At 70.7% G+C, this 19,252-nt stretch carries 21 protein-coding genes; 18 read left to right on the forward strand and 3 right to left on the reverse strand.

Annotated elements, in window-relative coordinates; all coding sequences use genetic code 11:
- Nucleotides 1–173 precede the first annotated feature (173 nt).
- The 18 genes from AB0O24_RS11975 (at nucleotide 174) to AB0O24_RS12060 (ending at nucleotide 14,354) form a co-directional block, all read left to right on the forward strand.
- Nucleotides 174–569 carry a TOBE domain-containing protein gene (locus AB0O24_RS11975; protein ID WP_363375137.1) on the forward strand — a complete coding sequence of 132 codons (396 nt, stop codon included), beginning with the start codon at nucleotides 174–176 and terminating at the stop codon, nucleotides 567–569.
- A gap of 237 nt (nucleotides 570–806) precedes the next feature.
- On the forward strand, nucleotides 807–1,565 hold the full coding sequence (gene modA / locus AB0O24_RS11980) for a molybdate ABC transporter substrate-binding protein (RefSeq protein ID WP_363375138.1): 759 nt from the start codon (nucleotides 807–809) through the stop codon (nucleotides 1,563–1,565).
- Entirely contained in the window at nucleotides 1,562–2,341 is a 780-nt protein-coding gene (gene modB, locus AB0O24_RS11985) for a molybdate ABC transporter permease subunit (protein ID WP_363375140.1), read from the forward strand. The genes modA and modB overlap by 4 nt, the downstream gene beginning before the upstream one ends.
- Nucleotides 2,338–3,414 carry an ABC transporter ATP-binding protein gene (locus AB0O24_RS11990; RefSeq protein WP_363375143.1) on the forward strand — a complete coding sequence of 359 codons (1,077 nt, stop codon included), beginning with the start codon at nucleotides 2,338–2,340 and terminating at the stop codon, nucleotides 3,412–3,414. The genes modB and AB0O24_RS11990 overlap by 4 nt, the downstream gene beginning before the upstream one ends.
- A 208-nt stretch (nucleotides 3,415–3,622) precedes the next feature.
- Nucleotides 3,623–4,012 carry a hypothetical protein gene (locus tag AB0O24_RS11995; RefSeq protein ID WP_275798820.1) on the forward strand — a complete coding sequence of 130 codons (390 nt, stop codon included), beginning with the start codon at nucleotides 3,623–3,625 and terminating at the stop codon, nucleotides 4,010–4,012.
- Entirely contained in the window at nucleotides 3,999–4,442 is a 444-nt protein-coding gene (locus AB0O24_RS12000; RefSeq protein ID WP_275798817.1) for a PadR family transcriptional regulator, read from the forward strand. The genes AB0O24_RS11995 and AB0O24_RS12000 overlap by 14 nt, the downstream gene beginning before the upstream one ends.
- Before the next feature lie 359 nt (nucleotides 4,443–4,801).
- Entirely contained in the window at nucleotides 4,802–5,695 is an 894-nt protein-coding gene (locus AB0O24_RS12005; protein ID WP_275798814.1) for a TOMM precursor leader peptide-binding protein, read from the forward strand.
- A 4-nt stretch (nucleotides 5,696–5,699) separates the two neighbouring features.
- A complete protein-coding gene (locus AB0O24_RS12010; protein WP_275798811.1) occupies nucleotides 5,700–6,584 on the forward strand; it encodes a hypothetical protein in 885 nt (294 codons plus the stop codon).
- On the forward strand, nucleotides 6,581–7,513 hold the full coding sequence (locus AB0O24_RS12015) for a SagB/ThcOx family dehydrogenase (protein ID WP_275798808.1): 933 nt from the start codon (nucleotides 6,581–6,583) through the stop codon (nucleotides 7,511–7,513). Before AB0O24_RS12010 ends, AB0O24_RS12015 begins: the two co-directional genes overlap by 4 nt.
- A complete protein-coding gene (locus tag AB0O24_RS12020) occupies nucleotides 7,510–8,214 on the forward strand; it encodes a CPBP family intramembrane glutamic endopeptidase (protein ID WP_275798805.1) in 705 nt (234 codons plus the stop codon). The genes AB0O24_RS12015 and AB0O24_RS12020 overlap by 4 nt, the downstream gene beginning before the upstream one ends.
- Nucleotides 8,204–9,208: a hypothetical protein gene (locus AB0O24_RS12025; protein ID WP_275798802.1), complete on the forward strand. Its 1,005-nt coding sequence runs from the start codon at nucleotides 8,204–8,206 to the stop codon at nucleotides 9,206–9,208. Before AB0O24_RS12020 ends, AB0O24_RS12025 begins: the two co-directional genes overlap by 11 nt.
- 10 nt (nucleotides 9,209–9,218) lie before the next feature.
- Nucleotides 9,219–10,115 carry an ABC transporter ATP-binding protein gene (locus AB0O24_RS12030; protein WP_275798801.1) on the forward strand — a complete coding sequence of 299 codons (897 nt, stop codon included), beginning with the start codon at nucleotides 9,219–9,221 and terminating at the stop codon, nucleotides 10,113–10,115.
- Nucleotides 10,112–10,870, forward strand: coding sequence for an ABC transporter permease (locus AB0O24_RS12035; RefSeq protein ID WP_275798798.1), 759 nt, complete (start codon nucleotides 10,112–10,114; stop codon nucleotides 10,868–10,870). Before AB0O24_RS12030 ends, AB0O24_RS12035 begins: the two co-directional genes overlap by 4 nt.
- Nucleotides 10,867–12,327 (forward strand): YcaO-like family protein, encoded by a 1,461-nt coding sequence (locus AB0O24_RS12040; RefSeq protein WP_275798796.1) that lies wholly within the window; start codon nucleotides 10,867–10,869, stop codon nucleotides 12,325–12,327. Before AB0O24_RS12035 ends, AB0O24_RS12040 begins: the two co-directional genes overlap by 4 nt.
- A complete protein-coding gene (locus AB0O24_RS12045) occupies nucleotides 12,324–12,755 on the forward strand; it encodes a hypothetical protein (protein ID WP_363375149.1) in 432 nt (143 codons plus the stop codon). The genes AB0O24_RS12040 and AB0O24_RS12045 overlap by 4 nt, the downstream gene beginning before the upstream one ends.
- Before the next feature lie 63 nt (nucleotides 12,756–12,818).
- Nucleotides 12,819–12,974: a hypothetical protein gene (locus AB0O24_RS12050; protein ID WP_193752605.1), complete on the forward strand. Its 156-nt coding sequence runs from the start codon at nucleotides 12,819–12,821 to the stop codon at nucleotides 12,972–12,974.
- A 106-nt stretch (nucleotides 12,975–13,080) separates the two neighbouring features.
- On the forward strand, nucleotides 13,081–13,926 hold the full coding sequence (locus AB0O24_RS12055; protein ID WP_275797810.1) for a MerR family transcriptional regulator: 846 nt from the start codon (nucleotides 13,081–13,083) through the stop codon (nucleotides 13,924–13,926).
- A 74-nt stretch (nucleotides 13,927–14,000) separates the two neighbouring features.
- Nucleotides 14,001–14,354, forward strand: coding sequence for a VOC family protein (locus AB0O24_RS12060; RefSeq protein ID WP_275797808.1), 354 nt, complete (start codon nucleotides 14,001–14,003; stop codon nucleotides 14,352–14,354).
- Nucleotides 14,355–14,548: 194 nt separating this feature from the next.
- Here the strand turns inward: AB0O24_RS12060 and cydC are convergent, their stop codons facing one another.
- From cydC to cydB, 3 genes are all read right to left on the reverse strand, one after another.
- The gene (gene cydC, locus AB0O24_RS12065; RefSeq protein ID WP_363375152.1) at nucleotides 14,549–16,234 is read right to left on the reverse strand and encodes a thiol reductant ABC exporter subunit CydC; all 1,686 of its coding nucleotides are present in this window, start codon (nucleotides 16,232–16,234) and stop codon (nucleotides 14,549–14,551) included.
- Nucleotides 16,231–18,135 carry a thiol reductant ABC exporter subunit CydD gene (gene cydD / locus AB0O24_RS12070; RefSeq protein ID WP_363375334.1) on the reverse strand — a complete coding sequence of 635 codons (1,905 nt, stop codon included), beginning with the start codon at nucleotides 18,133–18,135 and terminating at the stop codon, nucleotides 16,231–16,233. The genes cydC and cydD overlap by 4 nt, the downstream gene beginning before the upstream one ends.
- Nucleotides 18,136–18,216: 81 nt before the next feature.
- Nucleotides 18,217–19,248 carry a cytochrome d ubiquinol oxidase subunit II gene (gene cydB, locus AB0O24_RS12075; RefSeq protein WP_363375155.1) on the reverse strand — a complete coding sequence of 344 codons (1,032 nt, stop codon included), beginning with the start codon at nucleotides 19,246–19,248 and terminating at the stop codon, nucleotides 18,217–18,219.
- Nucleotides 19,249–19,252 lie beyond the last annotated feature (4 nt).

The following is a 19,252-nucleotide window of genomic DNA, read 5'->3' on the forward strand; positions in this document are numbered from 1 at the left end:
CATGACACTCGACTGGGCCACACCCACCGAAGCCCTCGAACGGCTACTCTCAACCCCACCAGACAACGGTGTTGCACTGACCGCGTGAATCCGCCGCGGCTGGGCGTCCTCCCCCGCAGGAATCTCCTCCCGCGGGGGCGATCGGCGTTCGCGGCCCGCGGTACCGTCGTCGTATGCCGAACAGCTTCCGCATCGCCACGGCCGCGCGCCTGCTCGGGGTCAGCGACGACACGGTGCGGCGCTGGATCGACCAGGGCGTGCTCCCGACCACGGGGGCGTCACCGGTCGAGATCCCGGGAGCGGCGCTCGCGGAGCGCGCCGTCGCCCTCGCCGACGAGCCCGTCGACCCCACCGGGATCGCGTCGAGCGCACGCAATCGTTTCGTCGGGGTCGTCACGCGCGTGCGGATCGACGGGGTGATGGCTCAGGTCGATTTGCAGTGCGGTCCCCACCGGGTGGTGTCGCTCATGTCGGCGGAAGCGGCCGACGAGCTCGCGCTCGAGCCGGGCTCGCTCGCGGTGGCGTCGGTGAAGGCGACGGTCGTGACGGTGGAGGCGCCGCGCGGCTGATCGGCTCGGCCTCGACGGGAGCGAAACTCCTGAGTTTCGCCGTCGCGCCGCGCTGTGGGGCGTGGTGTGTACCCCTTCCGGATGGTTTCTCAGGAGTTTGGCCCGCTGGTGACCGCGGTCGCGCCACGAGGGATCGGGCCTCAGCGGCCCGAGCGGGCGGAGAGCGGATATATTCGACCTGAATATCCGCAAATGCGGATCCATGTCGAGGCGCCTGGCGCCGGTAAAGGAACTCCCATGCGCCGCCCCCTGCGTCTCGCCGGTGTCCTCGCCACCGCCGCTCTGCTCGCCGCGTGCGCCGGCCCGTCGTCTCAGCCCGCGGCATCCGCGGATCAGCTGGGCGTGACGCTCGAGGTCTACGCCGCGGCGTCTCTGCAGCGCTCCTTCGACGAGATCGCGACGGCGTTCGAGGCCGCGCACCCGGGCGTCACGGTGGCTCCCGTCTACGACGGGTCGAGCACGCTCGCGACGCAGATCGGCGAGGGTGCCCCCGCCGACGTGTTCGCCTCTGCCGATGAGAAGAACATGTCGAAAGTGGCCGCGCAGGCCCCCGACCCGCGCATCTTCGCGGCCAACACCCTCGTGATCGCGGTGCCGGCGGGCAACCCCGGGGGCGTCGAGGGGCTCGAAGACCTTCCCCGTGTGACGACGGTGCTGTGCGCCCCCGAGGTCCCGTGCGGGGCGGCATCCCAGACGCTCCTCTCGAACGCCGGGGTGACCGTGAGCCCCGCGAGCGCGGAGCAGAACGTCACGGCCGTGTTGTCGAAGGTCGCCGCGGGCGAGGCCGACGCCGGACTCGTCTACGCCACCGACGTCGTCGGTCGCGACGACGTCGAGACGATCGTGCCCGACGGAGCCGACGCGGTGGTCAATCGGTACCCGATCGCGGCGCTGGCCGACGCGCCGAATCCCGAGGCGGCAGCCGCATTCGTCGCCTTCGTGCTGTCGGACGACGGAAAGCGTATCCTCGCCGACGCGGGGTTCCAGGCGCCGTGAGGGCGGCGGGGTACGTCCCGCGCTGGCTGATCGTGCCGGCGGCCATCGGGCTGCTCTTCCTGCTCGTGCCGCTGACCGCGCTGGTCGCCCGGGTCGAGTGGGACACGCTGATCAGCGACGTGACGTCGGATGCCGCCCTCTCGGCGCTCGTCCTGTCGCTGGCCACGGGGGCCGTCGCCACCCTGGTGTGTACGGTCGTCGGAATCCCGCTGGCCCTCGTGATCGCGCGGAGTCCCGCGCGGACCGCCGCTCTGCTGCGGGCGCTGGTGACCGTGCCGCTCGTCCTACCGCCCATGGTCGGCGGTGTCGCGCTCCTCTACCTCTTCGGCCGGAACGGCTGGTTCGGCGCGCTCGGGCTGCCGTTCACCACCCCCGCGGTCGTGCTCGCGCAGGTGTTCGTCGCGCTCCCCTTCCTCGTGCTCGCGGTCGAGGGAGCGTTGCGCAGCACGGGGGTCGAGTTCGAGCGCGCGGCCGCCTCGCTCGGCGCGTCGCGCGCGACCATCCTGCGGCGCGTGACGCTGCCCCTCGCCGCGCCGGGGATCGTCGCCGGCGTCGTGCTGTGCTTCGCTCGGGCGATCGGCGAGTTCGGGGCGACCGCGCTGTTCGCCGGCAACCGTCCCGGCGTCACGCAGACCATGCCGCTCGCGATCTACACCGCGTTCAACGGCGCCGGCGTCTCGCAGGGAACTGCCGTCGCCCTGTCGCTCCTGCTGCTCGTGACGGCGGTCGCGGTGCTGCTGCTCGTGCGCGGGTGGCGCCCGGGGGTGGGGCGATGAGCGGGCGGAAACCTGGCGATCAGGCGGTCGCCCCGATTCCGGATGCCGCCGCCCTCCACGCGCACGTCGTGGTCCGCCGTCGCGACTTCTCCGTCGACATCGCCCTCGACGTCGCCCCCGGCGACACCGTCGCGGTCATGGGCCGCAGCGGAGCCGGAAAGTCGACGCTCCTCGGCGCGCTCGCCGGACTCGTTCCGCTCGACGGGGGAGAGATCGTGCTCGACGGACGTGTCCTCGACCGCGCTCCGCGCGTGCGCACCGCTCCGATGCACCGCGGGATCGTCCTGCTCGGGCAAGACGCGCGCCTCTTCCCGCACCTGACGGCGCGCGAGAACGTCGCCTTCGGTCCGCGGGCGGCCGGGGTCCCGGCATCCCTCGCCCGTTCGTCGGCCGATGAATGGCTTGCACGAGTGGGACTCCCCGGTGCGGGGGACCGCCGGCCCGCGCAGTTGTCGGGCGGGGAACAGCAGCGAGTGGCCGTCGCGCGGGCGCTCGCCGCGGAGCCGCGCGTGGTGCTGCTCGACGAGCCCCTCGTCGCGCTCGACGCGGTGACGGCGGCGGAGGTCCGCGCGACGCTTCGCGAGTGCCTCGCCGGGGTCACGTCCGTCGCCGTCACGCACGATGCGGTCGACGCGGCCGCGCTGGCCGACCGGCTCGTGATCGTCGAGCGAGGAAGGGTGACCCAGGAAGGGGCAGTGCGCGAGGTGCTGTCCGCCCCGGCGACCGAGGTCGCCGCGAAGATCGCGGGGCTCGAGCGGCTCGTCGGTGTGGCGCGCGCGGGCGGTTGGGAGGGGGCCGGAATGCGCCTGGAGTCGACGGATGCCGCCTCTCGCGCTCTCGTCGGGAGCGACGGGGTCGCGCTGGCTGCCGTCTTCCGCGCGTCCGACCTGCGGCTGGGAGAAGGATTCCCCGCGATCGTGTCGCACCTCGAGCCGACGCCGTCGGGCGTGCGCGTCGTCACCGACCGCGGGGCTGCCGAGGTGGCGCCGGGTGAGGCCGCGGGGCTCGGTGCGGGAGACGCCGTGCGGGTGAGCGTGGCGCCCGATCGGGTGCGGTTCGTCGCGGCATCCTGACTCTGTGCGCCCTGTCGGGGCGGCGATCGACGGCAGGACCCTTACCCCGGGGCTCGACGCCGGTCGTGGCGGGGGTGACCCGCGCATGCGGCGGCACTCACCCGCCGCATGTAAAACACACCGTCAGATGGCATGCATACATGCCTTCCTGGTTGGCTGTCCCTGTTCGACGGATGACGGCGTACCAACGCTGTGAGGGGGCATAGTGATGGCTACGGCAAGTCCACCCGTGCGCGCTTTCCTGATCTACGGCCTTGTCCTCAGCGTGGTGATGGCGGGGTTCCATCTCGTGGCCGCCGGGGCGAGGGGCATCGATCTCGTGGCGCTGATCGTGCTGGCGCTCGCGGCGGTGACGATCGCCGTCGCGGCTGTCATCCTGCGGAAGCCGCTGACGCGTGCGCCCTACGCCTTCTTCGTCTTCCATGTCGTGAGTTATGTGATCGTCGCGGGCTCCACCTCTCTGCATGCCTTCGTGGCGGACTGGGCGGGTGCGCGCGGGGGTGGGCTCGGGTGGATGATCGGCCTGTGGAGCGTGGGGCTCCTCGTCCACGCGTTCGCCTCGGTTGCGCGCAACGGGTTTGCGGATGCTGACCTCTGAGGAGCACCGTCTCGTCGAGTACGCGTGCAAGACGTGGGCGGACGGGCATGTCAAAGCCAGCTTGGCGGTGTTCGCAATGCTCGCCCTGAGCAGCCGGCCGCAGTGGGTCGGTGACGTGCAGGAGAGCGTGCGCGAGATGTCGCGCGGCGCCATGCAGCCCGACGCGCAGACCCTCCACCGGATGATGCGTCGGCTCGACCGGCTCGGACTCGTGAGATGCGTGCGTTACGAGTCGCGGGGTCCGGGTGCGGCGCGCAAGATCTTCGCCCTGACCGAGGTCGGTGAGGCGGCGATCACAGCGCACTTCTCCCGGTCCTGGGGCCACCTGTCGTCGCAAAGCTTCGTCCACGCGTGGCGCCGGGTCGCGGCGAACGATCTTCCTGACTGCGCGTGCTGTCGGGGCCGCGTCCGTATCTCGGAGTGGCGATGACTGTCGTCAATATGCATGCCATCGGCCCTGGTTGCCTCGAAAGGGGCATGTTTGAGTGCTGTCGTGGGTAGTCGCCCACGACGGAGACCACGAGGAAAGACAGGAGTTTCGGATGCTCAACGTGCTCGATCGAGTGGAGGACAAGTTCTTCGCCGAAGAGGCATCGGTCGCACCGGGCGGCTGGTGCTGCTGGTGCTGGTGCTGCTGCTCCATCAACTTCAGCATCTTCTGACCGGGCGACGGGCGGGTTCGACCGTGGTTCCAGGTCGATCCCGCCTGTTTCCCGAAGGGCATCAGATGACAACGGAAGGAATCCCGCTTTGACCGCTACCGCCCCGTCTCCCTCGAATGCGCACGGCGTGTCCGACGCAACGACCTACCGCCTGCGGACGGGCTTGTACGTCCTTCCCCACGGTGACGATGAGGTCTTCGTCCGGGAGGGCAGTCGTGCCGCGTTCTCGAAGATCGTGCGTGATCCCGCTCGTCGGCGTCTGCTCGCGCGCATCGTGCAAGCGGCGACCGCCCCCGTCACAGCGGCCGCACTCGCCGAGGGCTGGGGAGTGGACGGGGCCGACATCGAGGAGATCGCGGAACAGCTCACCGAGGCCGGGGTGCTGACCCCGTGCGGGGGGCCCGCGGGCACGACGATCGTGGCCCTTCACGGACGAGGACTCCTCGCCGATGCTCTGACGGACCTCGCGCGAGGCGATTCGCGTCTCGACGTCCGCTCGCTCGACGAACTCGACGACGTGCACGAACTGATCGCCGACGAGGGAGTGGAAGCGGGGGATATCGTCCTCGCGATCGTTTCGGATGTGCTCGACCCGGTGCGCTTCCTCAGGGCCAATACGGTCTCGCTCGAGTTCGGCATCCCTGCGGTCTACGTCCACACCGACGGCCCGGAGGCGGTGATCGGTCCCATGGTCGTACCCGGCGAGACCGCGTGCTATCTGTGCCACGACCTTCAGGACGAGGGGGCCCGGCATCTTCGCGACGAGTACCTGGTCTACAAGGACAGTTTGAGCCGCGGCGTTTCCGGCCCGGGTGGCGACGCCGCCGTCATCGCGCTCGCGGCCGCGTGGGTGCGGCTTGCTCTTGCGCGACGCGATCCGTCCTCGACCGGCTTCCTCGATCAACGCGTCCTTCGTGTCGAGACGAGCCGGATGGAGGTCATGAGTCACCGCGTCCTCACCATTCCACGATGCCCCGCGTGCGCCACGACTCGGCCCGAGCTGCAGCACACCTTCCTCTGACGACATGGCCACTCTCAGCGATCACCAGAAGAACAATCGCATCGTCTTCGAGACGGTCGAACCCGGTTACGAGCACGGCGTCGAACAGACGGTGCTCTCCGGGCCCCATCTCCAACTCCTCGCGCCCACACCGCGCGACCTTTATCAGCACCGCCTGCACGACGTCGACGGCTCTGTTTCCGAGATGTATCAGGCCAACGCCCGGTGGCGCCTCTCAGACCTCGACGCCGCACCGAGCGACAACGAGGCGCAGCAGTTGCGGGCGTGGTTCCTCGCCTCCGGTCGCACCTACTCGACCATCGAGGAGAACGTCTCGGGCGTGCAACTCGCCCTCACCGACGTCCCCTCGCCGCTCGGCACGGCGCTCGCAGCCGTGGCACGTCTCGGCGCGGAATCCGGACTGTTGTACGGCTCCGATGTGGTCCTGCTGTGGCGCGGCGCGACGTGGTTGCTGCCCGCGTCGTCATCTCACCTCGTGCGTATGCGTCTCGTCGGGCCGAAGCTCCAGCGACGCCTCGTGAGCGCCACTCCGGTCGACAAGCGCGCGGCCTTCGACGCGGCGTCCGCGATCGTGTCGGTGACGACGGTGCCGTGGCGGGTCGAGATTCTGCAGGGTCCGCGTGGCTACCGCGTGGCCCTTCAACAATCGGGATTGCTGCTCACCGTCCTCATGCAGACCCTCGCTCGAGCGGGTGGCGCCCCGACCGTGGCAACGGACTTCGCCGACATCGAGGTCGACACGGTCTTCGACCAAGACGGGATCGAGCGGTTCACGACTGCTCTTGTCGCCGTCTCCGCGGAGGCCGCGCCGCGACCGCCCGGCACGGACGCCGGTCGCACGCCAGAAGACGCCGTGACAGACGCTGATCACGGGGAGGGCGCCCGATGACCGCCGAACACGCGACCGCGCTCGATCGGCCGAACACCGTGCCCGCGCTGATCGACGACCTCACCGTCCTTCTCGACCGCGCGGCGGCCGATGGGCTGTGTCACCCCTCGTGGGCGGCGGCCGCTCTGGACCTCGTGCGCGAAGGCGTGCCGTTGATCAGCGACGACGACGTTCTTGTCGCCCACCTTATCCATCGGTCGCTGCGTGCCGAAGCGAGCAAGGACGGGCCACCGGTCTCGCGCCTCGCGACCATGCGCGCTCCGGATCTCGCCGTCGGTCGGCCCGGCGAACGCCGCGTGAGCCTCCCGGGGGATCTGCCCGACATGCTGCAGCCTTTCGCCGAGCTCGTCGCCGAGCGCCGATCGACGCCGATGTACGGCAGTGACCCTCTGCCACTAACGGATCTCGCCGGCATCCTGAGCCAGTCGTTCGGTTCGAGAGGCTTCGAACTCGGATACCAACGCCGCGACATCCCCAAGCGCGTCGGGGCATCGGCGGGCGGCCTGCAGTCTTACGACTGCCAGGTGATCGTGAACGACGTCGAGGGTCTCGAACCCGGCAGGTACTCCTACGATCCGCTCGGGCACGAATTGGTGATCGAAGAACTCGGCGACTTCCGTCTTCCGCTCCGCGACGCGGCGATCGAGTCGGACTTCCTGCTCTTCGCACAGGCGGTGATCGCCCTGACCGGAGACTTCCCCCGCGTGGCGTGGAAGTACGGCACTCGCGGGTATCGCTACATGGGGCTGGATGCCGGGATCGTCACGGCTCACGTCTACCTCGCCGCCACGGCACTCGGCGTGAGCGTCAACGCCCTCGCCGCGTTCGCCGACGATCCGCTCAACCGATTGCTGCGGTTGGACGGCAAGGACCGGTTCGCGCACTTACTCATTCCCATCGGCACCGCTCCCGGGCGCCGTCCCCGATGACCGGTCCCCTCGAGGCGATCGGCGCGGCCGTCGGTGTTCTCGCCGTGTTCGGCATCGTGATGGCCGTGCTCGATCTCGTCGCCCGCGGCGGGGCGTGGTGGCTTCGAACGGTGGTCGAGGAGCACGGCGCTGTCGTGTACGTGGCGGTACTGCTCGTCGCCACCTTTGCTCTGGCGGTGACGGGCGCGCTCGACCCGCTCGCCGCGCTCCGCATCGACGTGGGGCCGACGGTGGTGCTCGCGTCGGCGATTGCGATCCCGGCAGCCGTGACGTGGTATGTCGTCGAACTGGCCGTCTCGTCGGCGTCCGTGCGCGCGCAGGCGGCGCATCGCCCGGGCGGCCGCGTCGGTTCCGTTGTCGACGGGGTCGCCGACGTCGTTCGACGCCCGGTCCTGTGGTGGTCGTTGGCGGTCGCCTCGGCGGTGACGGAGGAACTGATCTTCCGGGGGATGCTGCTCGTCAGCCTCGCCAGCGCGTGGGGGGTGCTCGCCGCCGTCGCACTGTCCGCCGTCCTGTTCGGTTTGCACCACATCTCGTTCGGCGCCCCGTCGGTGGTGTCCAAGACGGTGGGCGGGATCTTCCTCGGCGTCCAGACGGTCGTCTGCGGCTCCGTCGTCCCGGCGATCGCGACGCATCTGATGTTCCAGGCGCTGGTCTTCCGCCGGCTTCGGCGCCGACGGACGGCGCATCATGTCGGTTGATTTCCACGCCACGGGGGAGGGATACCTCCGTTCGCCGCGGCACAGTTCGCTGCGAGATGTCGTGCAGAGCACCATCGCCGCCGAGCGCGCGGCCGGTGTCGTGGTGACTCGCCGACTGGGGGTCTCTCTCGCCTGGTGGCTGTTCGCGAGGGAGTACGACGAGCGCGTCGGCATGACCGGCGACGACCCGCACCTCGGCGCGACCGAGTGGGGCGGAGAGTGGATCGAGACGGAGCCACGCGGACCGCAGGGGTGGTGGCCGGCGCCTCAGTGCGACGGTGTCGTCTTCGATGGCCTTGCGCGACTGGGTCTGCGCTGGGTGTGCCTCGGCGCTTCGGTCGGCGATCAGCTCGATCGGATCGCCGGCCTCGCCCGCGATCGGGGGTTGGCGTTGGCGCTGCGACCATCTCCGGGGGCGGTGCGGTTTGCCGCCTCGAACCCGTCCGTCGAGGCGACCTGGGAGTCGCTGCCCGCCCTCCTTGCGGTTCTGGTGACGGGGGAACATGCCGGTGTCCCGCCGGAGTCCACGGCCGACGTCCTGCGTGTCGTCGCTCGGGCGAGTCAGGATGACGTCGTCAGGGCGATCGATCGAGTCTCCGCCCTCGGCTTGCCGGTCGTCCCGCTCCTGACCGTCGCCGAACGGCAGGCGGGTCTGCGCGCGCTCGTGTGGTCGCCGCAGCTGAGCGCGGCGGCTCGTGCTCTGCCCTATCACGAGCGTCTGCTGTCGCTGCGTGCGCCCGGCGCTCTGCGGATGGGCGGGCGTGAGGCGGCCTTGCACCTCGGCATTCCTCTGCTCGATCGGGCCGGTGAACGCGAGGTCGCCGCGGGGCTCGAGCGCTCGCGCGAAGCGGTGCGCGAGCTGTATGCCCGCGGCCATGACGTTCGCGCGGGTTCGGGCGCTCCCGGGGCGGGCTGCGCGCCCGGACTGGCGGCGCTCGACGAGAACGAGGCGTTGGCGGCACTGGGGGCCGCCGCCGAGGCGGTATCGCGATGAGAGGGAACGAATGACGAGCGACATTCCGTTGTTGTCCGTGCGCGGTCTGGGTAAGGCGTACGGGCCGGTGCGTGCCGTCGTCGACGCTTCGCTCGAGGTTCGCGCCGGAGAGATCGTGTGCCTCGTCGGCCCGAACGGGTCGGGCAAGACCACGCTGATCGAGTGCGTCGAGGGGCTGCGCGCGCCCGATGCCGGTCGGATCGAGCTGCTCGGCGACGCCGGAGGGTCGCGCCGCGAACGCGCCAGGATGCTCGGGGTGCAGTTGCAGGAGGAGGGGTTCCCGGGGCGCATCCGCGTCGCCGAAGCCGTGATTCTGTACGCAGCGATCTACGGCGTCGTCGGCGCTGACGGTGACCTGATCGCGCGGCTGGGACTCGAGGAGTTCTCGCGCCGGCCGTTCGAGACGTTGAGCGGCGGGCAGAAGCGTCGGACGGCCCTCGCTCTCGCGTTCATCCACGACCCGCGCCTCGTGATCCTCGACGAGCCGTCCGCCGGGCTCGACCCCGAGGGCCAGGGTGAGATCATCCGCCTGCTCGTCGACCGGGCGTCGACGGGAGTCGGGATGCTGGTGACCACCCACGACATGCACGTCGCCGCCGAGATCGCGCACCGCGTCGTCGTGATGTCGCGCGGGCGCACCATCGCCGACGGCACCCCGGCGGAGCTGCTCGCGGCACTCCCGCACGAATGGTGCCTCACGGGTATCGACGCGGCGTCGTCCTCACAGACGGCGTCGGCGGTGCGCGACGGCCGCAGCACGCGCACCTACGGGCCGGTCGACGATCTGCGCGCGGCATACGAGGCGTTGACGCCCGCCCAGCGGGCACGCGCCACCCTGCGACGCACCGATCTCAGCGACATCGCATTCCTCGGCGGTGTCGCGCACGACGAAGGAACACCCGCATGACGTCTCTCGTCCGCTCGCTCCGGGCTCTCGTCGGAGTGGAACTGCGCCTGTTCCTGCGCGAGCCGACAGCGATGTTCTTCTCGATCGCCTTTCCCCTGATCCTGCTGCTGTTCGTCGGCTCCATCGGAGCAACCGACGAGGTGGCGCCGGGCATTCGCTTCATCGACACCTACATGGCGTCGATGGTTGCCGTCACCGCGGCCAACGTCGGCATCATGGGGCTGTCCATCCATGTCGCTGAGAACCGCTCGCGCGGGGCGCTGAAACGGTACCGTCTCTCTCCTCTCCATCCCGCCGTGTTCTTCGGGGCGCAGTTCATCACAGCCGCTGTCACGGTGACCGTCTCGCTCCTCGGTCTCATCGTGGTCACCCTCGTGCTCTACGGGTTGTCTTCGACGGCGAATTGGCCGGCGTTCCTGGCATCGGCCCTCGGGGTGCTCGTCGTGACGGTCGCGTGGGGGGTGCTCCTCGGCGGCCTCCGTCTGCCGATGCGCAGTGTGCAGGTGGTGTCCGCCGCCGTGTTCTTCGTCATGTTCTTCTCGAGTGGAGCGGCCCTGCCCCGGCAGTCGTTCCCCGATTGGCTGCAGGCCATCGTGCAGTGGAACCCTCTCGCCATCGCCAACGATCTGCTGGTCTTCACCTATAGCGGCTATGGCGAGGTCGACGCCTCGCGGCTCTTCGCCCTGACGCTCTCCACCGTTGTCGTCGTCATCGTGACGACGCTCACGTTCGATTGGGAAGGACGTAGTTCATGACACCCGTACGCCTCGAAGAGACGCACTGGAACCGTCGCCGCCCTGTGGTGGCGACCACGTTGACGCGCGAAGAGGAGAGGTCGCTCGCGGAGATCGAGTCGCTGCACTCGCCCGACGGCTTCATCCGACTGCTTACGACGTACTTTCGCGCGGCATCCGGCGCGCATCTGCACACCGCGCACGGGCAGTACTTCGACTTCGACCACATCGTGAGCCGTGTGCTCGGGGTGGCGGGATTGAACTCGGGCTACAGCTCGCAGGTCTACGGCGGCGGCAAGGGCCTGGATCTGCCGAACGCCTATGTGTCCGCGATGGGCGAGGGTGTCGAACGCGTGCTCGGGTCGTTCGCGTTCCTGCAGTGGGCCGACCGCCTCGCCTACGGCAGCCGCCGCGAGATGCAGCGACAGGGGCGCGTGTGTCTGGGAGCGGACGATATCCCGCTCTTCTCCGACGCGCAGTACGCCGACCCGCACTTCCTCTTCGACCGGTGGGGCGACGACGACCACCTCGGGTGGATCCCCGGCCGGCGCCTGTACGCCGGCGACGAGGTGTGGGTGCCCGCGCAGCTCGTGCTGTTCACGTACTATCGGCAGCCCGAGGAGCCGCTCATCGGTCTCGCCCCCAGCGGCGGACTCGCCTGCCACGTCTCGACCGACAAGGCCGTCTTCCACGCTCTCGACGAACTTATCGAACGTGACGCGGTCAATCTTCGCTGGCATGCCCGGGTGCCGCTCGACGAGATCGTGCTCGACGTGCCTTTACGTGACCGCCGCCTCCAACGCGCGGTCGATCGCCTCCACGAGGGGGTCGGAGCCCCGAGATTCTTCCTTCAGAACCTTGACTTCCCCGAGTTCCCGGTCATCACCGCCGTGCAGTTCGACGAGTGGCTGCCCGAGATGACCTACAACGCAGGCGGGGGGATCGGACCGACTCCGGATGCCGCGATGCGTTCCGCCCTGGGGGAGTACTCGCAGTCGGAGCGCACTCTGCGCATTTGCCAGCAGACCGACAACTGGCAGTTCCGGGCCTCGTTCGAGCGGCTCTTCGGCATCCACCCGGATGCAGAGCCGCACGAATTCCTCCGCTTCGTGCAGGCCATCACGTTCTATGGCTACCCCGAGAACGCGCGCCGCACCGATTGGTACTTCCGCGGCGGCGGGGAGGTGCGCCTGAGCGAGCTGTACGACATCGTCGATCGGGCCGACCCCGATCCCGTCGCTCGTCTGCATTCGTCGTTGCAGAAGCGGGGGATCGACCCGATCATGTTCGACTTCAGCCACCGCGACCTCATGCAGACGCGCATCTGGAAGAGCTATATTCCCGAGCTCGCGCAACCGTACCCGCCGCAGACTCCGGCCCTCGGGCATCCGCGTTATCAGACCGTGCCGGTCGAAGCCGGATTTCGCGCCGAACCTGTCGGCGACGATCTGCTTTCAGACCCCCTGCCGTACCCGTGAGCGGCGACGTGAGTTCGCACCGGCGACGAGACGCGCTCGCATCCACGGCCGTCGCACTGGCGTGCACGCGTTTGGGTGCGGTGCTCGGGCTGATGCCCGTGATCGTCGCATCCGTGGGGGCGCAGAATCTGCTGCCGTTCGCGCTGCATCTCGCCGGCGCCGCGGCGACGGTGATCACGCTCGTGCAGCACCGGGTCGTTCTCCGTCTGATCGGGATCGCCTTCACCGGCTACAGCACGATCGCCCTGGCCGGCACGGCTCCGCCTCTCGTGGCGACGTGGCTGTGGGTGTGCGGCGGTGCACTGACGGCGAGTCTGCTCATGGTGGTTCTTCGGCCCGGGGGGCGCCCGCGCCCCGCGGCGTGGATCGCCGGGGTCGTGGGCGGCGTCGTGGGCAGTGGCGTGTCGCTGCTCTTGCTCTTGACGTGACGGCTCCGGCGGGTCCCGGTCCGCGCGTCCGACCTGCGGCTGGGAGAAGGATTCCCCGCGATCGTGTCGCACCTCGAGCCGACGCCGTCGGGCGTGCGCGTCGTCACCGACCGCGGGGCTGCCGAGGTGGCGCCGGGTGAGGCCGCGGGGCTCGGTGCGGGAGACGCCGTGCGGGTGAGCGTGGCGCCCGATCGGGTGCGGTTCGTCGCGGCATCCTGACGCTCGCGCCTCGCCGATATCGCGCGGAGCGCCCGCCGGTGGGAGCGCGCCCGCCGTGGCCACGGCTCGCAGTGGCGATGTCGGACCCGTGGGCGACAATCGGCCTATGAGCGAATCGACCGTCACCCGAGCAGCGGGTGCGCGCCTGCTGAGCATCGGCGAGTTCTCGCGATACGTCGGTATCAGTGTGCGGATGCTGCGCCACTACGACGAGCGCGGGCTCCTCACGCCCGCGTCGGTCGACGCGTTCACGTCGTACCGGCGGTACACGCCCGATCAGCTGCGCGTGGCGGGCCGCATCCGCACCCTGCGCGACGCCGGTTGCGGCATCTCGCTCATCGCGGAGCTCCTCCCGCTCTTCGCCACCCCCCACGTGCTGCGGGCGCGCCTCGCTCAGCACGCGGCCTCGCTCGAGACCGCGGCCGCCGAGCTTCGAGCGCAGCAGCGTCTGACGCTGTCGTTGGCCGACGCGCTCGACACGTCGCCGGCCGTGGTCGGTGAGCGGGTCTTCCCCGCCGTGCGGACGCTTCGGCTGCGGCGCACGGTGGCCTGCTATCCGGCGGAGGGTGAGCTCTGGGCCGACCTTCGCGACCTGATCGCCCGCCCGGACGGCGCTGACCCGGCGCGCTTCGGCGAGCTGGTCGGCGCCACCTACTTCGACGAGGAGTTCCGCGACGACGACGTCGAGATGGCGATCTGGCGCGACTACAGCGGGCCGTTTTCGCCGCAGGACGGGTTCGACATCGCTGAACTCCCCGCGCAGCGCGTCGCCTGGACCACCCACAGGGGAGACTTCGACACCATCGGGCGCGCGACCGAGATCCTCGGCACCTGGATCGCCGAACACGGGTTCGCGCGAGCGGGTGCCCTCTTCAATGTCTACGTCGTGGGGCCCGGGCGAGAGAGCGACCCCGCGAAGTGGGTTACCGAGGTCAACGTGCCGATCGCTTGACCCTCTCACTGTGGCAGGTCGCACTCTCGATGCAGAGGGCGGACGAGCCGCCCGAGACGAGAGAGGTCACACCCATGAGCGACACGAACACCGTGAACTACTTCGAGATCGGCACTCCCGACCCGCAGGCCGCTCGCTCCTTCTACGGGCAGCTGTTCGGCTGGCGGTTCGCGGCCGCCAATCCCGGCGGCTACGCCGCCGTGAACGAGAACGCCGGCGGGCTCTGGGACACGTCGCAGATCGGCGGTGAAGCGTGGGCGGTGTTCTACGTCGAGGTCGCGGACATCCGCGCGACGCTGCAGTCGGCGATCGAGCAGGGCGCCGAGGCGGTGCGGCCGCTCGTTGACAACGGGACGATCCTCTTCGCCCACCTCGCCGATCCGGCCGGCAACCGGTTCGGCGTGTGGCAGCGCAAGCTCGTCGGCTGACGAGCGAGACGGGGCCGCTCCCGCTGGTGAGTGCCCACAACTCCCGGACGCCGAGTCCGTGACGCACGGGACTCCAACTGAGTGTCCAGAACACCCGGGCCTCGCAAGATTCTCTCCGGGTGTTCTGGACACTCAGCCCGCCGGCTGGGCCTACGGCGCGGTGACGGGACGTGATCAGCGCCCGGGCGGACGGGTCAGCCGGAGACGACCCGCCCGTCCTCCAGCCGCACCTCGCGGTCCACCAACCCGGCAGGCACCTCGACGTGCGACACGAGCACCACGGCCCGGTCGCGATCGACCGCACCCAGCAGGTCGTTCAGCAGGGCCTCGGATGCCGCGGGGTCCACGCCCGCGGTCGGCTCGTCGAGCACGAGCACCGGGAACCCGCGCAGGAGCGCCCGCGCCAGAGCCAGGCGCTGCGCCTGTCCGCCCGAGACGAGAACCCCGCGGTCGCCGACCCGGGAGTCGAGGCCGCCGCGCTCGCGGACCCAGTCGTCGAGCCCGACCCGGGCGAGCACCGCCCACAGGTCGGCGTCGCTCGCCGTGTCGCGGGCGAAGAGCAGGTTCTGGCGCACCGACTCGTCGAACAGGAACGGCGCCTGCTCGATCAGCCCGACCGTCCGGCGCAGGTCGTCGCCGGAGAGCTCGCGCGCCTCGATGCCGCCCACGGTGTACGATCCCGCGTAGTCGAGGAAGCGCACGAGTACGTGGGCGAGCGTCGTCTTGCCCGCGCCGCTCGGCCCGGTCACGAGGACGCGCTCGCCGGGACCCACCCGCAGGTCGACGTCGTCGAGCCGCCCGGCGTCGCCGTCGGAGTCGCTGCGGGCGGGCCAGTGCGCCGCCAGCCCACGGAGCACGAGACCCTCGCCGAGCGCGGGGCCGGTGCCGGCGGCCGCGGGTTCGGTCTGCGGCAGGCCCTCGGGGACCGTCTCGGGCACCTGCTCGGCGATCCGCTCGGCTGCCGCCCGCACCTGCCTCCAGGAGGCGAGGGCGAGGGGAACCGGCCCGAACACCTCGAACACGGCCATCGGCAGTAGCACGACGACCGCGAGCCCCGGCCCCGAGAGGGTTTCGCCGGCGACGCCCGGAGCCGCGACGGCCAGGGCCAGAAGCGACGCGGCACCGGCGAGCACCGAGACCGTGCCGGAGGTGAGCCCCTGCGCCACGCCTCGGCGGACCAGCGCCCCGCGCAGAGCGGCGTCGGCGGAGCGGACGCGCTCGCGCGCGGCATCCAGAGCCCCGTAGGCGGTCAGCACGTCGAGGTTGGTCAGGAGGTCGTGCACCGCATCGGCGACGGCGGTGCGAAGCGGCGCCACCGAGCGCTCCGCGCGGGAGCCCGCCGCCCACCCGACGGCCACGGCGACCCCGAAGGCCACGACGAGGCAGGCGAGCAGCACGAGTGCGGCCGGCCACGAGATGAACGCCGTGAAGACGACCGCGGCGAGAGAGGTCAGGGCGGCGGCCGACAGGGGCAGGCCGACCCGAAGCGGAAGGTTCTGCAGCTCCTCGACGTCGTCGACGACGCTCGAGAGGAGTCCTCCGCGGTGTGCGCGCCCGAGCCCGTCCGGCGCCAGGGGCACCAGCTCGCGCACGAGACCGGCGCGCACGCCCGCCAGCTGGTGCAGCGCGGCGTCATGGCTCGTCAGCCGCTCGAGGTAGCGGAACACCCCGCGCGACAGCGCGAACGCGCGCACCCCGACGACGGCGGCCGACAGGTACATCACGAGCGGCTGCTCGGCCGCCCGCGCGATGAGCCACGCGCTCGCCGCGAGCAGCGCCACCGCGCTCAGCGCGGTGCCGAAGCCCGACAGCACCGCGGGCGCGAACCGACGACGCGAGGGCATCGCCGAGCGCAGGATGCCGCGTACCCGGGTGTTCACTCGCGTCCCTCCTGGTGGCCGGGGGCGGGGCGGAGGTGGCTGAGCTCGTCGAAGCCTTCGGTCCCTTCGACGGGCTCAGGGACCTGGCGTGCGGGCTCGAGGACCTCGCGCGCGGGCTCGAGGGTCGGGGCGATGTCGGGGGCGGGGCGGAGGTGGCTGAGCTCGTCGAAGCCTCCGGTCCCTTCGACAGGCTCAGGGACCTCGCGTGCGGGCTCGAGGGCCTCGCGCGCGGGCTCGAGGGCCTCGCGCGCGGGCTCGGGGTAAGTCGGGTGGAGCCCGACCTCGCGTGCGGGCTCGGGGGCAGCGGGACGCAGCTCGACCACGCGATCCGCGATCCACCGCGCGGACGGGCGGTGCGACACGAGCAGCACCCCGCGACCGGCGTCGGCCTCACGGCGCAGGGTCGTCCACAGGTGCGCTTCGGTCGTGGCATCCAGGGCGCTCGAGGGCTCGTCGAGCACGAGCACCGGCGCACCGGCGATGCGTGAGCGATACAGCGCTCGGGCCACGGCGACCCGCTGCGCCTGCCCACCGGAGAGGCCCGATCCGCCCGCGCCGAGCGGCGTCGCCGGATCGATGTCGGCGGCCGCGTCGGCCAGCGCTCGCGCTACGGCGACGGCATCGAGGGTCGACCCGAGCGCGACGTTCTCGCCGACCGTGCCCGACACGAGTCCGGGCCGCTGTCCCGCCCACGCGACCACGGCGCGCGCGTGGGAGACGGCCTCGCCACCCACGCGCACCTCGCCGTCATGCTCGGCGTACCCGAGCAGCGCGGCGATCAGCGACGACTTCCCGACTCCGCTCGGGCCGGTCACGAGCACGATCTCGCCCGGTCCCACCGACAGCGACACCGTCGGCATCCGGTGCACTCCGCGGTGCACACGCACCTCGCGCAGCGCCACCGTCGACCCGGTCGCCGAGGTCTCGGCATCCGGGGCGGGGGTCTTCCGGGCGGCATCGAGGGCGTCGAAGATCTCGCCCGTGGCCGCGACCCCCTCCGACGCCGCGTGGAACTGCACGCCGACCTGGCGCAGCGGAAGGTAGGCCTCGGGCGCGAGCAGCAGCACGAACAGGCCGACCAGCAGCGAGAGGTCGCCCGCGAGGAGCCGAAAGCCGATCGTCACGGCGATGATCGCGACGGAGATGGATGCCAAGAACTCGAGGGCGAAGCCCGAGAGGAACGACACGCGCAGCACCGTCATCGTCTCGCGCTTGTAGTCGCGCGTGACGGTCTCGATCGTGTCGGCGGCACGGTGCTGACGCCCGAACGCCTTGAGCGTGCCGAGGCCCTCGACCGTGTCGGCGAAGCGTGCGGCGAGCCTCCCGAGCGTGCGGTACTGCTTCTGCTGCACGGCACGGGTCGCCAGTCCGATCAGCACCATGAAGATCGGGATGAGCGGGATCGTGAGGACCACGATGAGGCCCGAGAGCGGATCGGCCAGGGCGATCGCCCCGATGAGGATCGGCATCGTGATCGCGGTCGCGACGAGCTGCGGAAGATAACGCCCGAAGTAGGCGTCGAGCGCCTCGAGGCCGTGCCCCGCGGTGGTCGCGAGCGACGCGGTGTTGCGCCCGGCCAGCCACCGGGGGCCGAGCCGGGCCACCGCGGCGACGAGCTTCTCACGCAGCTGCAGCGAGGCGACCGCCGCTCCGCGCGCCGACACGCGCTCCGACGCGACGATCAGCAGCCCGCGCAGGAGGACCAGGGATGCCGCCACCCCCACGTATCCCCACAGGTCCGCCGGTGGTCGCCCGCCGATCGCGCCGACGAGCGCCGAGGTCAACGCCCACGCGAAACCGACGATCACGCCGGTCTGCGCCAGCACGATCGCGGCGGTGATGACGAGGAACCCGCGGGCGGCCGTGGCGTAGCGCACGAGCCGCGGGTCCACGGGACGCATCTTCTCTGCTCCCACGTCACTCACGACAACGATCCTTCCAGACGGTTCGCCCCGCTCCCCGAGGGAGCGGGGCGACCGGCGTCAGTGCGCGACGAGGGCGGCCTTCTCGATGCGGGCGCGCGTGACGCGCTTGCGGAACACCCAGTACGTCCACCCCTGGTACGCGAGCACCAGCGGCAGGAAGATCAGCGCCGCCCAGCTCATGATCGTCAGCGTGTAGTCGGTGCTGGACGCGTTCTCGATCGTCAGGCCCGAGCCCGCCTCGAGCGTCGAGGGCATCACGTTCGGGAAGAGCGCGAAGAACAGTGCCGCCACCGCCGTGACGATCGTGATCGCGCCGAGCGTGAAGGCGGTGCCCTCGCGGTCGCGGAGGTTGGCCACCCACGAGCCGATCAGGGCCAGCGCGGCGATGCCGGAGAACGCGACGACCCCCAGCAGGAGCGGCGCCTGATTGTTCGCCGCCTGGACGATCGTCCAGACCAGGAAGAGGGCTGCGGCCACGATGGTCGCGAGGCCCGAGGTCCGGGCGAGCTTCCGCGCATCCGTCCGCACCTGCCCGTCCGTCTTCAGCGCCACGAAGTACACGCCGTGGGTGAAGAAGAGCAGCAGGGTCACCAGGCCACCCAGGATGCCGTAAGGGTTGAGCAGCGTGAACAGGGTGCCCACGTACTCGTGATCGGCATCCAGCGGCACGCCCTGCACGATGTTCGCGAACGCCACACCCCACAGGAACGCGGGGACGGCGGAACCGATGACGATCATCCGGTCGAAGCCGCGCTTCCATCTCGCCGAGTCCCGCTGGTGGCGGTACTCGAACGACACGCCGCGGGCGATGAGCGCCAGCAGGATCAGCAGGAGCGGCAGGTAGAAGCCGCTGAACAGGGTGGCGTACCACTCGGGGAACGAGGCGAACAGCGCCGCTCCCGCGACGATGACCCACGTCTCGTTGAGGTCCCAGACGGGTCCGATGGTGTTGATGATCTGGCGGCGCGCGATGTCGTCCTTGCCGAGGAACGGCAGTGACATCCCGACGCCGAAGTCGAACCCGTCGAGCACGAAGTAGCCGATGAAGAGGAATCCGACGATCCAGAACCAGAGGTAGGCGAGATCCATGATG

This window comes from Microbacterium sp. NPDC086615 (genome assembly GCF_040686055.1).
Lineage (GTDB): Bacteria > Actinomycetota > Actinomycetes > Actinomycetales > Microbacteriaceae > Microbacterium.

Excerpts from the sequence above, each read along its gene's own strand:
- AB0O24_RS11975 (WP_363375137.1), top strand. The coding sequence starts at position 174 with ATGCCGAACAGCTTCCGCATCGCCACGGCCGCGCGCCTGCTCGGGGTC.
- modA (WP_363375138.1), top strand. The coding sequence starts at position 807 with ATGCGCCGCCCCCTGCGTCTCGCCGGTGTCCTCGCCACCGCCGCTCTG.
- AB0O24_RS11990 (WP_363375143.1), top strand. The coding sequence starts at position 2,338 with ATGAGCGGGCGGAAACCTGGCGATCAGGCGGTCGCCCCGATTCCGGAT.
- AB0O24_RS11995 (WP_275798820.1), top strand. The coding sequence starts at position 3,623 with ATGGCTACGGCAAGTCCACCCGTGCGCGCTTTCCTGATCTACGGCCTT.
- AB0O24_RS12000 (WP_275798817.1), top strand. The coding sequence starts at position 3,999 with ATGCTGACCTCTGAGGAGCACCGTCTCGTCGAGTACGCGTGCAAGACG.
- AB0O24_RS12010 (WP_275798811.1), top strand. The coding sequence starts at position 5,700 with ATGGCCACTCTCAGCGATCACCAGAAGAACAATCGCATCGTCTTCGAG.
- AB0O24_RS12015 (WP_275798808.1), top strand. The coding sequence starts at position 6,581 with ATGACCGCCGAACACGCGACCGCGCTCGATCGGCCGAACACCGTGCCC.
- AB0O24_RS12020 (WP_275798805.1), top strand. The coding sequence starts at position 7,510 with ATGACCGGTCCCCTCGAGGCGATCGGCGCGGCCGTCGGTGTTCTCGCC.
- AB0O24_RS12025 (WP_275798802.1), top strand. The coding sequence starts at position 8,204 with ATGTCGGTTGATTTCCACGCCACGGGGGAGGGATACCTCCGTTCGCCG.
- AB0O24_RS12030 (WP_275798801.1), top strand. The coding sequence starts at position 9,219 with ATGACGAGCGACATTCCGTTGTTGTCCGTGCGCGGTCTGGGTAAGGCG.
- AB0O24_RS12035 (WP_275798798.1), top strand. The coding sequence starts at position 10,112 with ATGACGTCTCTCGTCCGCTCGCTCCGGGCTCTCGTCGGAGTGGAACTG.
- AB0O24_RS12040 (WP_275798796.1), top strand. The coding sequence starts at position 10,867 with ATGACACCCGTACGCCTCGAAGAGACGCACTGGAACCGTCGCCGCCCT.
- AB0O24_RS12055 (WP_275797810.1), top strand. The coding sequence starts at position 13,081 with ATGAGCGAATCGACCGTCACCCGAGCAGCGGGTGCGCGCCTGCTGAGC.
- AB0O24_RS12060 (WP_275797808.1), top strand. The coding sequence starts at position 14,001 with ATGAGCGACACGAACACCGTGAACTACTTCGAGATCGGCACTCCCGAC.
- cydD (WP_363375334.1), bottom strand. The coding sequence starts at position 18,135 with ATGCGTCCCGTGGACCCGCGGCTCGTGCGCTACGCCACGGCCGCCCGC.
- cydB (WP_363375155.1), bottom strand. The coding sequence starts at position 19,248 with ATGGATCTCGCCTACCTCTGGTTCTGGATCGTCGGATTCCTCTTCATC.